Source organism: Buttiauxella sp. AC038 (genome assembly GCF_979253565.1).
The window spans coordinates 1,334,893-1,350,528 of the sequence record NZ_CEEDCQ010000001.1; the positions used below are offsets into that span (position 1 = coordinate 1,334,893).

General features: G+C 46.4%; 13 protein-coding genes. 3 read left to right on the top strand and 10 right to left on the bottom strand.

What is annotated here, in order from left to right:
- Positions 1-445: 445 nt before the first annotated feature.
- The 5 genes from AC0IXI_RS06430 to AC0IXI_RS06450 are packed head-to-tail and all read right to left on the bottom strand — an operon-like array spanning position 446 to position 4,646.
- Positions 446-2,785, bottom strand: coding sequence for an AAA family ATPase (locus AC0IXI_RS06430; protein WP_471682124.1), 2,340 nt, complete (start codon positions 2,783-2,785; stop codon positions 446-448).
- Positions 2,760-3,173 carry an ABC-three component system middle component 1 gene (locus tag AC0IXI_RS06435; RefSeq protein WP_471682125.1) on the bottom strand — a complete coding sequence of 138 codons (414 nt, stop codon included), beginning with the start codon at positions 3,171-3,173 and terminating at the stop codon, positions 2,760-2,762. Before AC0IXI_RS06435 ends, AC0IXI_RS06430 begins: the two co-directional genes overlap by 26 nt.
- A gap of 23 nt (positions 3,174-3,196) precedes the next feature.
- On the bottom strand, positions 3,197-3,424 hold the full coding sequence (locus tag AC0IXI_RS06440) for a hypothetical protein (protein ID WP_471682126.1): 228 nt from the start codon (positions 3,422-3,424) through the stop codon (positions 3,197-3,199).
- Positions 3,421-4,176, bottom strand: a complete 756-nt coding sequence (locus AC0IXI_RS06445; RefSeq protein ID WP_471683208.1) for an ABC-three component system protein — start codon at positions 4,174-4,176, stop codon at positions 3,421-3,423. Before AC0IXI_RS06445 ends, AC0IXI_RS06440 begins: the two co-directional genes overlap by 4 nt.
- Complete coding sequence (locus tag AC0IXI_RS06450) at positions 4,173-4,646, bottom strand: dsDNA nuclease domain-containing protein (protein ID WP_471682127.1); 474 nt, start codon at positions 4,644-4,646, stop codon at positions 4,173-4,175. Before AC0IXI_RS06450 ends, AC0IXI_RS06445 begins: the two co-directional genes overlap by 4 nt.
- Positions 4,647-5,112: 466 nt before the next feature.
- On the opposite strand from AC0IXI_RS06450, the gene AC0IXI_RS06455 reads away from it, so the two are divergent.
- The gene (locus AC0IXI_RS06455) at positions 5,113-6,864 is read left to right on the top strand and encodes a hypothetical protein (RefSeq protein WP_471682128.1); all 1,752 of its coding nucleotides are present in this window, start codon (positions 5,113-5,115) and stop codon (positions 6,862-6,864) included.
- Between the two features lie 519 nt (positions 6,865-7,383).
- Here AC0IXI_RS06455 and AC0IXI_RS06460 read toward each other — a convergent pair.
- From AC0IXI_RS06460 to AC0IXI_RS06470, 3 genes are all read right to left on the bottom strand, one after another.
- On the bottom strand, positions 7,384-8,274 hold the full coding sequence (locus AC0IXI_RS06460) for a DHH family phosphoesterase (protein WP_471682129.1): 891 nt from the start codon (positions 8,272-8,274) through the stop codon (positions 7,384-7,386).
- A 163-nt stretch (positions 8,275-8,437) separates the two neighbouring features.
- Positions 8,438-8,998, bottom strand: coding sequence for a DsbA family protein (locus tag AC0IXI_RS06465; RefSeq protein ID WP_471682130.1), 561 nt, complete (start codon positions 8,996-8,998; stop codon positions 8,438-8,440).
- A gap of 64 nt (positions 8,999-9,062) precedes the next feature.
- Entirely contained in the window at positions 9,063-10,172 is a 1,110-nt protein-coding gene (locus AC0IXI_RS06470) for an alkene reductase (RefSeq protein ID WP_064513016.1), read from the bottom strand.
- Positions 10,173-10,273: 101 nt separating this feature from the next.
- On the opposite strand from AC0IXI_RS06470, the gene AC0IXI_RS06475 reads away from it, so the two are divergent.
- A complete protein-coding gene (locus tag AC0IXI_RS06475) occupies positions 10,274-11,185 on the top strand; it encodes a LysR family transcriptional regulator (RefSeq protein ID WP_134184977.1) in 912 nt (303 codons plus the stop codon).
- A 73-nt stretch (positions 11,186-11,258) separates the two neighbouring features.
- On the opposite strand, the gene AC0IXI_RS06480 is transcribed toward AC0IXI_RS06475, so the two are convergent.
- Positions 11,259-11,447 carry a YfgG family protein gene (locus tag AC0IXI_RS06480; protein ID WP_072009456.1) on the bottom strand — a complete coding sequence of 63 codons (189 nt, stop codon included), beginning with the start codon at positions 11,445-11,447 and terminating at the stop codon, positions 11,259-11,261.
- 348 nt (positions 11,448-11,795) lie between these two features.
- Here AC0IXI_RS06480 and AC0IXI_RS06485 point away from each other — a divergent pair, with 348 nt between their 5' ends.
- Entirely contained in the window at positions 11,796-14,039 is a 2,244-nt protein-coding gene (locus AC0IXI_RS06485; RefSeq protein WP_413498733.1) for a sensor domain-containing phosphodiesterase, read from the top strand.
- 36 nt (positions 14,040-14,075) lie between these two features.
- Here AC0IXI_RS06485 and ppx read toward each other — a convergent pair whose 3' ends face one another.
- Positions 14,076-15,617, bottom strand: a complete 1,542-nt coding sequence (gene ppx, locus AC0IXI_RS06490) for an exopolyphosphatase (RefSeq protein WP_134184981.1) — start codon at positions 15,615-15,617, stop codon at positions 14,076-14,078.
- Positions 15,618-15,636: the final 19 nt, after the last annotated feature.

Genomic DNA, 15,636 nt, shown 5'->3' on the forward strand with positions numbered 1-15,636 from the left:
GGCACTCTTGTTGTATTTATGTGCGCTTGGTTAATACGCCTATTAGGTCAGGCGTTGACTTAATAGCAATGATTGACTTAATTAAGATAGATGGCGACCTTGAAAGAGTTGCTGGTCTGTTGAGGTTCTAGCTTGCAGATACGCGTTAAGGCGCGGATGCCATTGATATGGAGAGCATAATGATGGTGTTTCGAAGGTTGCAGATAGCTTTAGGAATGAAGGTGGGAGCTATTGTTAAAAATCAGAAATAAGTAGTTCTCTAAACCCATTTGGGGAAAACATGTGATAATGCCCCCTTAGAAGCTTAGCTTTGTGTTGACGCTTCACTTTTCCAAAGGTGTGAATCGCCCGGGATTATTTAGTGATAACGTTATGAGCTTTGGGAAAAATGTAGTGATTAGCTCGAGAAATAGGGGCACGTTCCATATGCCCCTGTTGTGGTGACTCAGATAGCTGAGACTAGGGCCTCTTTAGCTAAGCGTTGCATGTTTAGCGAGCGGGTGCTTAGACCGGCCTTGGCGAACCGGTAGCGCATATAAGAGGAAATGTCGTCCTCATGCGAGGAAACTATCAACTGACGATTGCTAAACTCACAGCGCAGCAGATCAGTTAAAGAGGCGATATTTACCTCATCTAGCGACTGGGATGGGTCATCGATCAGGATCAGCGGTACGCTCGAGTAAACTCTGTTCAGTGAGAGGAAAAAGCCTAGGCTAAGTGCCGACACCTGTCCGGAGCTCATCGACAGAATCGCATCATACTCAGATTTTTCGGCTGTAAGGAATCTGAGCTCTTTACCATCTTTGCTTTCGATAAACAGACCCAAGCCTCGCTGATAGTTCTGAATAAGTCTTCCACTATAAATATGGAAAATTAGCTCAATTTCAGAAATCGTTTGTTCAGAGTAGCTGCGTTCTGTTTTCTCCAATGTAGCCTTTAGGTTATTGACCTTATCTTTGGCAATCTTCGCCGCGTTGGTCTCACGCTGAATGACCTGTAGCTCATCAAGGCATTGTTTCAGCCTACTACTCTGCGCTTCGCTTGCCTTAGCAGCGACGTATAGCTCTTTGTCTTTCAGCGTTTGAGGGTCGATGATATAGAAGTCCTGCAGCTCACTGAAGGCAGCTGTAATGACTTTTCTCCAATCTTGCGGCAGAGGTTCTGTTTCAGCTGTTTTCTTGCCTCTTATGAAAGCTATTAAAGCCTGAATCCTAGTGTCCACCACCTCCGCGTTTTCGGAGAACGAGTGGTTAAGCTGTAAACCTAAGGTTTGAAGCCGGGCGGCAAGTTGGGTAATTGCTGGCAGCCGAGCCTTATCACGGAGCAGGGCGCTGTGTAGGGGGCTGTTATACCCAAAGGATAACTGCGCTTCTCGGGACTGGATCTGAGCTTCAATCACTGTCAGCTCCGCAGCCATCATCCCTGTGAGATTTATTAGGGCCTGGCCGTCAGCGCTTAGCGCGTCATTAATCTGCTTTGACCTGAGCTCAATCTTTTGCAGCATAGTTTTATGGGATTGCCAGTCAGCACCACACAATGGGCAATGCTGATCGTCGGCATTGACTTTAGCATGTTCAGCCACTAGTTCTGCTTTTAGACGATTCAGCTCTGCAGCGGCGTTGTTATTAGAGCTGCTCTTTTGCTGAAGCGCGTCACGTGTAACAATTTGCTCAAGGAACCATTCCAAGCGTCCTTGGCCCCATCCGGGAAGGCTTTTGGCCTCATCGGCCTTGATGACTGTAGTGCCACGTTTGATGAGCCCGCCCCATTTGAGCAGGTCGTTTAACTCTTTTTTGGTGACATCTAGGTCATTCAGCTTATTCAAATCATTGCCAAAACTTGCCAGGCTCTTCACCGAGTCCTTGTGAAGCTCAATATAATTATCAATAGAATCGTTTTTATCCCTGATCTGTATCGCACTTTTAAGTAGAGCCAGTCTTTGAAGTCGCTGGATATTTTCGTTGTATTCACGGTGAATGTCCGCAGAGTAGGTGGGGAAGGGGGTTTCTTTGTCCCAGCCAGGTTGAAGCATTGCGGTGGAAATCTTTTTATATTCAATTGCTCCTAGGTCGGCTTGAATCATTCCCTTGAGCAATTTGGCTTCAGATTCTAACCTTGATAGATCAGCAGCACGTTTAGCATCACCAATAAACTTTGTCAGACGCAAAGCGATAGATTTACAGTTGTCAGTTTCTGCCTTGACGTCGCTAATGTTAAAGAGGTTGTTTAATGCCTCTTTACGCTTGTCTACTCGCGTATGTAGGAGCTGGTTTTGGCCTTGCTCCAAATAATTCAAGTATGAGAAGTTTTCTTTAAAATTTTTGCCAAAGACATCTTCAATAAAATTATCTTCTCGAAAGTTTTCTGCTACGTAATCGTTAGAAGAAAATTCGGGTAGTTCGTAAAGCATGAGGTGGGTGAATTGGTCGGCACGATTGTTCGACTTCTCGTCAAAGTTTGCTGCGGGAGTATGCCTTGCTAAAACAAGTTTGCGCGAGCCATTGAAGAACTCTATCTTGATTACAAGGTCTTTATTCCCCGAGCGGTTGTTCCAGAGAAGATTGTCATCATAATTAGTTCTTTTACCCATCATTAAGGTGTTGAATAGATGACGAATCCGTTTTATACCTCCGGTTAGCAGTAGTTCGATGGCGTCGAATATGCTCGTCTTGCCAAAGCCGTTGGGGCCATCTAGGGTCAGAAGTGATGAATCGCCGAAATCCAGATGGATTTGCTTGAAAGCCTTAAAGCTAGAAATCTCAATTTTGGAAATTTGCCAGTTCATCGGTAATCAGCTCCTTGATTAAGTCTTCGATATTTATTTGGCCGTGTTTCTGTATGGTTTCATAAGTCTTGGTAAGGTCGGCTTCAGCCACAGCCTCCCCAATTTGTAGGCGAAGTGGTACTAGTTCCACTTTGTTTATTTGGAGCGCCAAGAAAGGTAGTTTGATGAAAATTTTTGCAGCCGCACTATATTTGGTGGCTGCTGTTGGTTCGTTTTTATATATGTCGAATTGTGTTTTATCTGAGATTAATTTGTTTAGGTTGGCGAAGTCCAGTCCCTTAATAGCCTCCATTTCGGTGTCGCTATAATAAAGCACATATTTTTTGTAGAAGTGTGGATCTTCTTCGATTTCAAAAATCTGTTCTTCGTGGTTCTTGAATTCTGCCAACTTGTCGAGATGATGAATGCAGATTAAGTCACAGTTTTTTTAAATGCTGGATCAGCTGTGAATGCTACCGGCGCGGACTGGTTGATAATAGCATTAAGATCGCCAGGTTTTATTAAATTGTCTAACCTGTGCAAAACTGCAAATCGGATCGCCGTACCGTTCTCCCGAACATAGAAACCGGTTGTGTCGTTCTCATGTACTTTGGAAAATTTGTGTGCATCTAGAGCTTGATGCATAATGTCAATAATCATTTAAGTCGAGCCTCTGCGTCGTCCTTTGTCAAAATGCTGATGCATAAACTTTTGGTGATGTTGCTATCGATGCGGTCTTGGTCATCAATGGAGATTTCATCGAAACAGTTTGTATATTTGGTATCAATTATGAAGCTCTCGTTTGCCTTAGCTGCAATCAGATTGTTAAATTCGAATAAAAGCCTTCCTAGATCATCGTTATTTTTTATTTCGGCGATAATCTCAGATGTGCAGTATCTTTTGTCTGTTGGTTCTGGCAAATATAATGCTGTTGGCGCATAGAATTTATTATTGCTATCCAAGTAATGTGGTAGTCGTTTTAAGATTGGCTCGGCATCAATCGTATGTAAGAGCTCTGAGTATCTGCGTATGTCTGAATTCTGAATGCGTGAGAATTTCTCTGAGGGCTTCATCAGTTGACAGAGTGTTTTGAAATCGCCGCCCTCAGAGAGCCTTATAAGCTCATATATACGTCTAGCTCTTTTGTAGGCAGCGTCCGACATACATGGGAGTGATTTAGTTAGTCTTTCTTCCAGATGAGTGTGGAGGCGTGCCTTCAACTCAATCGCGAAATAGTCTTTTCTTTCATACGGATTCGCGTCCGTTATATCTGCAAGAATATTTGCTGCTGTCAATCGGTGTTCGTAAGCTGCTTTACGCTGAGCATCACCTTCATTTTGTATTCTTGCGTGAATGGTTAGCGCTTGCGAGCTTATTTTTTCTGATAATAGGCAGTAATTTGCTTCTATCAGGCTGTCATCAAAAAAATTGTCTGGCGGACATAAATTTCTTTGATGATTTGCTTTGTCAGTTCTTCTATTTTATCAAGTTCGCAATGTCGAAATTCACCATATGCATAGAATTCAACGCGCTCGTGATTGGGTGCCAAGTAATCACTATGATCATTTATGGGTTGGGATATGTGAAAATATCTTTTAATTCCTGCGATTCTATCTAGCTCTATACTAGCTGATTTTTCTAAAGCTTCTTTGTAGTTGCTGCGATAGTCGCCTATTTTTGCTTTAACTTGATGGGCACTAATTAGGTTTTCATTTTTGTAAATCGCGAAATCGTCTGTGCTATCTAGTTGTAGCTGGAATTCACTATCGCCTTGATTAATTAGCTTTAGGCAATGATACAGCGCCACTTTGCCTTGATAGACAAATCCACTCCAAGTGGAAATTGCGCTATGCGGGTACTTACTTGCTTCCTGGTCGCTCATGTTGACTCCTTTCACCACACAGTACACGCTGTACTTAGGTGTATGGACGATATCACAGAGCTATCACTTTGTAAGTACACCCGTTTAGCTCCACGTATTTTTTGAGATTTCCGGGTTTTTCAGCCATCAGCCGGTATTCTTCCTGCGTCAGGCTGTTCAGGGATCCATGTGGCCACTCGTTATTGTTTTCGAAACTCCATTACTAACTGAGCATTGTACCTAATCTTGGGGGCCGGTCATAAAGGGTGAGAGTCCTGATCGAGCATTAAAAGCGTCTCACTATCACGATCAATGGGTGCAGTCTGTCAACAGGTTCGAGAGTGAGGTTTTGGGCGCACTAACAACTATAGTGATTCTGTAAGTGCCTATATAGTCAGCTAGCACTGCTCCGGGTAGTGCTTCTGCATGAACCGCATGCTAGTCGGCGTCCGTTAAAACATAATTTAGCCAATGGAATGAATTTTGTATGATAAAAAGAATAGATAAAATCGCCATAACTAATGTTAAGGGGATCGAAAACTCTGTTTTTGATGTTCAGCTTATTCCAAACAAACCGACACTCGTTGTAGCTCCCAACGGTTTCGGAAAAAGCTCCATTACTGCTGCTTTTGGCTCCTTGCGTTCAAAAAAGATGGATTTGGATAAGGATGAATGCCACAGGGGTGATGAAGACCTTCATCCATCTCTTAAAATCAGTTTTACCATGCAGGATGGAAGCAAGATTGAAAAAGAAGCAAACCATACAAAAAATGAACTGGCAGCGAAATTTGGCGTTCATGTAATTAATAGTCAGTTAGTTTCAAAAGCAAAAAAACTCAAAATTGCGGGCGCTAACATTGTCACTTCAGCAATTGAAATCACTCCAGTCGTACTGATCAAAAGTATTCCTCCAAAAGAAAAATTTAGCTACTCCTTCGCAACAGTAAAAGGTGGGTTCGGGAAAAACGGAAAGGCATTGCCAAACATTTCAGGCCTTCTCGTCAATAACCGGGCGATGGCCAAAATTTGGAATCAGGTCGATTTTACTAAACAGGGGCAGGCCGGTGTTAATAAGGCTATAAAAGCTCTACAAGATGAGATCAACGCAGGAACTGGAAATTCGGATAAAATTCTTGCCAGCGTTAAGGATGAAACAATACAAGCGGTGTCAGCCATTGACTTCGTTAGCGGCATTTTGTCTGCCTTCGCGGAATCCGGATTAAACTATTCCTCGCAAATAGAGGCCATCCTCGCAGCCTTACAGATTGGTGATATTCACGCCATCGACAAGGCCGCCTTTAAAAAGGCAGGGGAGCGCGCTAACTATTTGTTCGAAAAGGCGGCCTACGTTGAGGACTTCTCTGCGCTGAAAGGCACTTGGCGTAATATCCAGCCAAAGGAAACAGCAGATGGACTTGTGATTGTCTTTCCGAAGGCAAATCAGATTTCCAACGGAGAGCGAGATATCATTTGCTTTGTAGCTCAGTTGAAAAGGGCTAATCTCCAACTCAAGAAAAACAAGGCCATTATTTTAGTCATTGATGAGATATTTGACTATCTAGACGATGCCAATCTGGTTGCCTGCCAGTATTATCTGACACAAATGATTGCGGAACTGAAATCTGAAGGCCGCCAAATTTTTCCATTAATTATGACTCACTTAAATCCTGGATTCTTCAGAAATTTTACTTTTAGCGATCAAAAAGTTTGCTATCTAAACAAGATTGCGGTCTCGGACAAAGCGGTCGAAAGCATAATCTCTAAGCGAGATGACCCCGCCATATCGGACGCAATTTCTAAGCACTTCCTGCATTTCCACCCGGACGACATGGACCTATCTAACGAGTTTAAGGCTCTCGGGCTCCCTGCTGCTCTGGCTACAGCGTCTCAGTTTTCAGTACATTGTGCCAGCCACATGCAGAGATATGTTGAAGGTAAGGGTTTCGACCCCCTTGCGGTTTGTAGTGGCGTACGCCGAAAGGTAGAGCAATTAATCTTCGCTTCATTAGCGGACGAGTCCCGCAAAGAGTTTCTATCGACACACAAAACCGTCAGCAAATTACAAGTCGCAGAGTCTGTGGGAACCACTGTTCCTGAAGTCTATTTTTTGCTGGCTGTAATTTATAATGATGCGATGCATGTCAGGCCCAACCAAGATAATTTTTCCGGATTAGGAACAAAACTGTCTAACCTAACCATTAAGCACATGATTTCCACACTGATTCAGCCTGAGGTCTAATAAGCCACTGGCCTGCTTCGGCGAAGCCGCTTTTGCCAAGCGGACAAGATGGTGGTCTTGAGCGGCAGCTATAGGCTGAATTGGATAGTCTAGTATTGGCCTGAGCGGGCTACTCTTGATGCTTGAGGGCATCTATCAACTAGGGGGCGATTGAAGACAGACCGTAGTCACGATGAGGCAATGGCAGAGCTTTTCCAAGCCGATCCGTCTTACATGGTGGAGCTGCTAGCCGAGGTTGTTCATGATGGTAATGCGGATGAGTTGGCAATCTTGGAACGGCAGATGTTGGGTACTTTCGCTATGAGAGAAGTTAACCCGGCTTCATGAGCGGATTTAGATTTTACATGGCATTTTTCATGGTTTTGCGGTACGTGACGAGATAGATGCCCTTATATTGAAGGGTTTTTAGACTCCATTGATAATAGAGTGGGAATAATCAGTCGTTAGGTAGCATTAATACCTGTCGTTTCTTCATCGAATCGAAGCCCATTTTTTAATGGGCTTTTTTTATGATGCAATTTAACCGAGCCGCGCATGCAACCAGGGCAGCAGCTGTTTTTTGCGACTTAGCATTCCGGCGATGGTAACGGGTGCATTATCGGTAAGTGCCGGGCCCGCAAAATAGAGCCTTGAACACTCCGCGCTAATATCGGTCAGCATCAAAACCACCAACCCAGCCCCTGATGTGGTGACCCGCTGTTCCATGGCTGATTTAAGCTCATCAATCAGCGGCTCCGCCTGCGCAAGAGAATATAATTCGAGTTGTGCGGCGAGGACTTTATTCCCCGAAATATCAAACATTTTACTGTCTTTATTGAGCAGCTCATCTGCGCTCAAGCCGATGATATCTGTCTTGGCCGTCAGCAAATCACGAATGAAATCTTCACGCTCCACTTTTGTGAGAGCGCAGAGCTCATCAACGGCCTGGCGGTCTTCTTCAGTAGTGGTCGGTGAGCGAAGGGCGACGGTATCACTTAACACGGCTCCCAATAGCAAAATGGCTTCACCAGGGGAGATCTCACGGTGATGAGCGGGAGTCATCAACAGCCATAACAATGTTGCACTGCTGCCGACAGGTTTAATCCAGACTTCAGGAGGGAGTTGAGTGATCAGGCCGCCAAGACGGTGGTGGTCGATAATTCCGACAACATTGCTTTCATTGAGCGTGGCCGGTCCTTGCGCAGGTTCGGTGAAATCAACCAGCCAGACATCTTTACCCGCAAGGGAATCATCAAGCAGTGGTGGGGGCGTCAGGTCAGCATGGCGGAAAATGTAGGCTGTTTCTCTATTTAACTCACCGAGGCGAAACGCCCGAGCATGTTGCCCTTTAATCGTTAACCAACGCGCAGCCACATAGGCCGTGCAGACGGTATCGCTGTCCGGATTTAAATGGCCAAAGACATGTATCATTTAATCTCTCCTGCTCACTATTCTATGTGCTTCGCGGCTTGTCTTTAGAGTATAGGATGCTATCGGTTCTGATTTCACAACCTAAGAGTGGGCAGCATAAATTCGCTGTGATGAAGGGAAATAAAAAACCCTCTGTTTTGCAGAGGGTTTTGCTTTATGCGGCTTAAGCTAAAATTCGTTCTGCCCAGACGCTAATATCATCACCGCTGCCGAGATCGGCCTGCACCAGGCCATTCACCATGAAGGTTGGTGAAACATGAATCCCATTCTGACGGGCATATTTACTGTGCCATTTAATATCATTCTGTAATGCCGGGTGGGCGAATGCCTGCGCCAACGCCACACCGCTGTAACGTTCGATACGGTCAATGATTTGCTGCGGTGTTGCATCCATATTCGGGCCGCTGCAATGCTCGGTAAACTCGAATTCTTCACGGTGATCGGCAACGGCTTGCATCACTTTATGCGCCGCTTCACGGCCTTGCGGAAGAGTGGATGCGGCAAGAATACAGCGCACAATCACACCGGAAAACATATGCCATGGTTGCGACTGAAGGCGAATTTTCACCGTGACGTTGTCTTCACCCACTTTTTCCAACAGTGCGTCGAGCTTATTGAAAGCGCGAACAGAGAATGGGCAGGTCGGCTCAAGAAAAACTTCAAATGTGCGCGGACCGTGACCCCAGACCAGTGGTTGAGCATGAGGTTTATCGTTTTGACTCATAGTGATCCCTTTATTGTGTTTTCAGCGTTGGTATGCGAAACAACTTATCAGATATTGAACGGATTTATACTTCGTCCGAAGACCACACCGGATAGTCGGTATAACCCGCTTCTTTGCCGCCAAACAGTGCCGCGTGATTGCTAATAGATGCCAGCGGCAAGTTTTCCTCAAGGCGGCGCGGGAAATCAGGGTTGGCAACAAACGGGCGGCCAAAGGCAACCAGATCCACGATACCTGCCGCGAGGAATTTTTCTGCTTTCTCCTGGGTGTAATTCCCCGCCACGATTATGGCACCACTGAATGTTGCCCGAAGCGTTTCACGGAACTCGTACGGTACTTGCGGTGCGTCATCCCAGTCGGCTTCCGCCAGATGGATAAAGGCAATGCCTTTTTGCTCACACCAGGCCGCCAGTGCCAGAATCGCTTCAATAGCCTGCGGGTCGTCCATTCCACGCTGAGTAATAAATGGAGCCAGGCGAATACCGGTTCTGTCTGCACCAATGGCATCGCTAATGGCTTCCAGCACTTCTTGCGCAAAACGCACGCGGTTTGCCAGGCTGCCACCGTATTCATCGGTGCGTTTGTTGGAGCTGCGGCGCAGGAATTGGTCAATCAAATACCCGTTGCCACCATGAACCTCTACACCGTCGAAACCCGCGTCAATGGCATTGAGCGCCGCCTGGCGATAGTCGGCAATCACCTGGCCAATATCTTCATGCGTTAATTCACGCGGAACAGGGCTGTCTACCATTCGGCCTACACCGTCTTCGCCCACGACCCAAACTTGCGCATCGGGTGCCAGTGCAGAAGGTGCGACGGGTTTGCCATCAGCGTGAAAACTTTCATGGGACATGCGGCCAACGTGCCACAGCTGCGAGAAGATTTTCCCGCCAACCTGATGAACGGCATCGGTCACCAGGCGCCAGCCGCTGATTTGTTCTGGGGAGTGAATACCTGGTGTCCAGGAATAACCCTGACCTTGTGGCGAAATTTGTGTCGCTTCGGTAATGATAAGTCCGGCACTGGCACGTTGTTGGTAATACTTCGCCATCATCGACGTAGGGATATTACCCGGCTGTGCGGAGCGAGAACGCGTCATCGGCGCCATAACAATACGGCTACGGGTTTCAACTGACCCTACACGAGAGGTCTCAAACAGGTGACGTGATTTCATTTCTTCGACTCCGAGATAATTATGATGCCTTGACTTTACGTCCTGCTTGTCGTTTTGATAATGGCATTGAAATCTGATTGTCTATTCAGGAAATTAGAATAATGGGTAAGCTCGAAGATATGACCTTGCTGGTGGCCGTGGTTGATGCCGGTGGACTGGCGGCGGCGGGAAGGCGGATGAATTTGTCGCCTGCTACCATGACTGCGCGACTAAAAGCATTAGAGGAACGCTATCAGACACGCTTTTTTAACCGTTCAACACGGGCCATAGCATTGACGCGGAGCGGTGAGGAGTTTTACTACGCCGCTCTGCGTGTGCTTGAGGAAGTAGAGCTGGCTGAATCGAAATTGATGCAGAAAGAGGGCATTCTGAGTGGCACGCTACGGATTGCAGCGCCGTCTGATTTTGGGCGTCAGTATTTATCACCTGCGTTACTCGATTTTTCCCGTCAGCACCCGGAAGTTAAAAGTTCGTTGTATCTCAGCGAAGATGTGGTGGATTTGATTTCTTTACGGCTCGATATGAGCATTCGTTTTGGTAACCTGCCGGACAGCAATCTGGTAACGAAAGTCATCAGGCAGAACTATCGCGTGCTGGTGGCATCTCCGGCTTACCTTCATACCCATGGGGAACCGCATTCAGTGCAAGATCTGGCCGGACATCGCTGCCTGGTGATGGAGCGTCGCGGAACGCTGATGAATGAATGGCGCTTTGAGGCTGAAGGGGAAATGCAAAGTGCGCGCGTTACGCCTGCCATGGTGTGCGACGACGGTGCACTTTTGCGCCAGTGGGTGCTGGCCGGGGCCGGTATTGCCAGTAAATCCTGGTGGGATGTTAAACGCGATGTTGAACAAGGGCGGCTGAAAGTGTTGTTGGCAGACAGTTTCATTGGCTTTAGCAGGCACGACAAAAAACAGGTGGGGCTACAGTTTGTTTATCCACAGCGCCGCTTTCAGCCATTACAGGTTTCCATGTTCAGCGAATTTTTCATCAACTGGTTGGATAATGAATAAATCGGCCGGGTAATAGGCGTGACAAATCCCACTGGCAGTTATCAGTGTTATAATTTTTAATTAAAAGAAGGCGTTACCGGTTAGTGCTATCCACTGACAGGCTGCTTTGTTGTGCTTCTACTTTGTCCTGATGATGGTACCAGGCACCGATGGCAGAATAGACAAAACGGCCGAAAAGGAAGAGAAAACTGATGAGCAGAATAATGCGGGTCATACGATTGTTAAACTTATGTCGTCTTCGCATACTCGTAACCTGTGTCACGCAAATGATCCTTGATGTTTGCCCGTCAACTGCGGGCGACGGGGATATTTATACACAGTGATGCCCTAAGGTCAATTGCGGGTCATCGGTGAATAACGTACTAAATCATTTCTCCCTGTTATATAAACATTTCTTAATATTAGTTGATTAGTATATCTACAGTTATTTTTTTGAATTATTCACTTTTGGACTTTAATCTCCATCAAAAAATTGATTAAGATCATCTTTGTAACTCCATCCCTAACTAGAATCTGCACTCTATTCCATAGCGATATGGTTTTATCGGCCAGGTTGGAAGCCTGTTCGAAACTTACCCGAGCTGGACGACAGGGTTCTTGGCGATAACTAATGCATCTGGCAAGCTGGTATAACAAATATAAAAATCAATGGTGGGCACTTCCTTTGGTGCTGCCGAGTCTACTTTTTCCTATAGCCGAATGGTGTAATGCCCATACCGTCATGGACGGGGGGCGCGTATTTCTCGTCTATGTGCCACTTGGGCTAATGACAGCATTTATGGTGGTTTTCGGTTGGGCAGCACTGCCGGGAATTATTGTTGCGTTACTCCTCCGATATGTCCCTCTAAAAGGCGAAATTGCTGCATTACTGGCAGTGGTTCACTTTATCGTCCCAATCACGATCAGTTGGGGTGGCTACCGTATTTTCGTTCCACGGCGTGGCTCAGTGATGTTTGGTGCTATCAAACTTACTGGGCAGCGCATGTTGTGGTTGGTATTAGTTAACTCTGTAACATTTTTAGTTATCTATCAGATGGGGGTTTTCTTCGGTTGGTATGATGTATCCAACAATATCGGTGCGGAAAACCCTCTCCACACCCGGACATTAATTAATTTTCAGGCGGTGCTGATTGGTTGTTTGACGGGGATGCCTTTCTTTTACTCCGTCATTCGTATGTTCCGAAATCCACGCTTTATGTTTTCATTTTTCTCGCGGATGAAGGCTCAAATGCAGTCGGGCGTGACCAAAGTCGAGATTACGCTATGGGCTGGGTTGGTCATCGTATTAGTTAGTCTGCTGCTGTTACCCTTAAATGATTTCAGCACCATTTTCACAACGGATTACACCTTAACGCTGATTCTACCGCTAATGTTATGGGGCGCGATGCGCTTTGGTTTTCTGTTTATCACCATGTCATGGGCGGTGATATTGACGATCCTGTGCAGCGGTTTTCATAACTATTTGCCGCCATATATGGGCTTTCAACTCCATCTGGCCATAGCCTCATCCTGTTATGCTGTGTTCTCTATCACCATCTATTTGATGGCTGTTGTCACTACTCGCCAGCGTTTTCTGCATAGCAAGGCGCGCCGTGTTGCTTTTATCGACCCCATCGTTCAAATGCCCAATTTGCGCGCGCTTAATCGCGACTTATCTCGTTATCCGTGTTCAGCTCTGGCTTTTCTACGCGTGCCCGAACTTGAGCTTTTAGGTCGAAATTACGGAGTGCAACTTCGTATCCAATACAAGCAGCAGCTCAATGAATATCTGCATCCGATATTAACCGCCAACGAACGGGTCTATCACTTGTCTGGACATGAGCTGGCTGTTCGGTTGAACTATGACTCTTATCATGAGCGTATCGACGCCCTTGACCATCGCGTTAAGCAGTTCCGCTTTATGTGGGATGGTATGCCGATGCAGCCACAAGTAGGCATCAGCTTTTGCTATGTTCGCCAGCCTGTCACCCATATTTACTTCCTGTTAGGTGAGCTTAGTACCATGGCTGATTTGTCGCTTTCGACATCAAAGCCTGAAAGCTTGCAGCAGCAAGGCACAAACCATGTGCAGAATGCGGTTAGAAAGAAAGTGGCGATGATGAATCGCCTGCAAGTCGCCATTGATTCAGGGAATTTCATCTTGATGGCGCAACCTATCGAAGGGATTCGTGGTGACTCTTATCATGAAATCTTGCTGCGTATGAAAGGGGATAACGACGGGGATGCGATGTTTATGCCCGATGCGTTTTTGCCGGTGGCACATGAGTTTGGCTTGTCTTCTAAAATCGATAAATGGGTGTTAGAAGCAACGCTTGAGTTCATGAGCAAGTATCGAAAACAACTTCCCGGAAGCCGTTTCTCCATTAACCTCACCCCCGCTTCTGTAGGGCGTTTGCAGTTTGCGAGCGAAGTGAAACATCTACTTGAGCGTTACAAAATTGAACCCTGGCAGCTTATTTTCGAAGTCACCGAAAGCAATTCATTAACCAATCTTGAGCAAGCTAACGCGACTTTGACTATGTTGCAAAATATGGGCTGTCGGATTGCTATTGATGATTTTGGTACAGGGTATGCCAGCTATGCGCGGCTGAAAGATATTAGCGCGGATATCCTGAAAATTGACGGTAGTTTTATCCGGAATATACTAACCAGTAGTCTGGATTATCAAATTGTTGATTCAATCTGCCAATTAGCACGGATGAAAAAGATGCAGTTGGTTGCCGAATATGTTGAAAGCGAGGCGGTCAAGGCAGCGGTGCAAAGTCTGGGGATTGATTACATACAAGGGTATTTGGTTGGACGGCCGCTTTTGCTCGAGAAGCTTGTCATTCAGGAAAATCGAGATACCGAATAACCAAACGCCCTGATGGGCGTTTGGTTGAGTAAATAATCAGGCGGTGGTGTTCGGGCTAGCTTCTTCTTCAATCTTAAGCTTCCAGCCTGGTGTGTTATCCCAATACTGCTGTTCGCGCTCTAAATCGAGCAATACCAAAGTGTTCAGGCTGAACCAGTCATGTGGGAAACGCAGTGTCCATTTGTGCTCATCAGTTTCTAACACCAATGTCGGCGGAGTGGTTGTTGCCTGACGTTGATTATTCAGTAACACGCCCAGGCGCAGAATTTGAATTAGCGGTAGGAACTGCTTTTTCTTAAACAGCGTAAATCGTGGCAGGTCATCGATTTTTACCGCTTTGCGGTGATAGCGCACCAGCGAAGAGATGAGCATTTGTTGCTCTTGATTAAAGCCAGGCAAGTTGCTGTGTTGCAGGATATAAGCCGAGTGGCGATGTAGCCCACTATGGTTAATATTCAGTCCAACCTCGTGCAACATCGCTGACCATTTCAACAGGGCGGCCATTTGCGGATTAGCTTGTTTTGGGTTTTGTACTTCCCACTGTTGATAGATATGCTCAGTCGTTGTCAGTACACGTTTAGCCTGATCACTGTCGATATTGTACTGGTTTGCCAGACTTTGCGCGGTGCGAATACGAATATCCTGATGGCGGAAACGACCCTCCATTTCATACAGAACACCTTCGCGCAGAGCTCCGTCAGACAGACGTAACTCTCGAATTGCCAGCGAGTCGAAAACACCACAGAGAATCGCAAGGCCTGGTACAAACACGGCTTTACGTTCTTCCGATAATCCCGGCAGGCTCATAGTGCTGAAACTCTTATACTTCAGCACTTCATCACGCAGCATTTCCAGGCGTTCAGGGGTGATAATCCCGTCCTTTTCACCCATGTTGACCAGCACTTCATGCGCCGCTTTGATGGTGCCAGAGGCCCCCATCGCAACATTCCAGCCCTGTAAGCGGTACTGCCAGGAGAGGTTTTCCAGCTTCTGCACAGCTGCGAGGCGAGCGCGTTTAAAGTTTTCCGGGTTGATATTCCCTTTTGGGAAGAAGTTTTGTGCGAAGCTCACACAACCCATGCGGCGGCTTTCGACCAGCATTGGCTCGAAATCCTCACCAATTACCAGTTCGGTTGAGCCACCACCAATATCAATAACCAGTTTGCGGCCTTTTTCCGGCTGGGTATGTTCTACACCCATGAAAATCAGACGCGCTTCTTCGTTACCTGAAATAATTTCAATCGGGTAGGGGATAACCTGTTCGGCGCGCTTAAGGAACTCTGCGGCATTTACGGCCAGGCGTAAACTGTGAGTACCCACGATACAGACGTTTTCCGCGGAGAACCCCTGAAGACGTTCAGCAAATAACGCAAGGCACGACAGCCCACGCTCTATCGCTTCTTCGCTTAACTCGTTCTCAGCATTCAGACCATCGGCTAAATGGACACGTTGTTTCAGACGACCAATGATTTGCATTGCGCCATCTACCACACGCGCGATAACCATGTGGAAACTGTTCGAGCCAAGGTCTACCGCTGCGAACTCTTGCGGCCGTGGAGCATGTTTTTTTATCGGCATGTTTTTGTCATCAACATAG

Excerpts from the sequence above, each read along its gene's own strand:
- AC0IXI_RS06460 (WP_471682129.1), bottom strand. The coding sequence starts at position 8,274 with ATGATACATGTCTTTGGCCATTTAAATCCGGACAGCGATACCGTCTGC.
- AC0IXI_RS06450 (WP_471682127.1), bottom strand. The coding sequence starts at position 4,646 with ATGAGCGACCAGGAAGCAAGTAAGTACCCGCATAGCGCAATTTCCACT.
- ppx (WP_134184981.1), bottom strand. The coding sequence starts at position 15,617 with ATGCCGATAAAAAAACATGCTCCACGGCCGCAAGAGTTCGCAGCGGTA.
- AC0IXI_RS06465 (WP_471682130.1), bottom strand. The coding sequence starts at position 8,998 with ATGAGTCAAAACGATAAACCTCATGCTCAACCACTGGTCTGGGGTCAC.
- AC0IXI_RS06485 (WP_413498733.1), top strand. The coding sequence starts at position 11,796 with ATGCATCTGGCAAGCTGGTATAACAAATATAAAAATCAATGGTGGGCA.
- AC0IXI_RS06475 (WP_134184977.1), top strand. The coding sequence starts at position 10,274 with ATGGGTAAGCTCGAAGATATGACCTTGCTGGTGGCCGTGGTTGATGCC.
- AC0IXI_RS06455 (WP_471682128.1), top strand. The coding sequence starts at position 5,113 with ATGATAAAAAGAATAGATAAAATCGCCATAACTAATGTTAAGGGGATC.
- AC0IXI_RS06430 (WP_471682124.1), bottom strand. The coding sequence starts at position 2,785 with ATGAACTGGCAAATTTCCAAAATTGAGATTTCTAGCTTTAAGGCTTTC.
- AC0IXI_RS06440 (WP_471682126.1), bottom strand. The coding sequence starts at position 3,424 with ATGATTATTGACATTATGCATCAAGCTCTAGATGCACACAAATTTTCC.
- AC0IXI_RS06470 (WP_064513016.1), bottom strand. The coding sequence starts at position 10,172 with ATGAAATCACGTCACCTGTTTGAGACCTCTCGTGTAGGGTCAGTTGAA.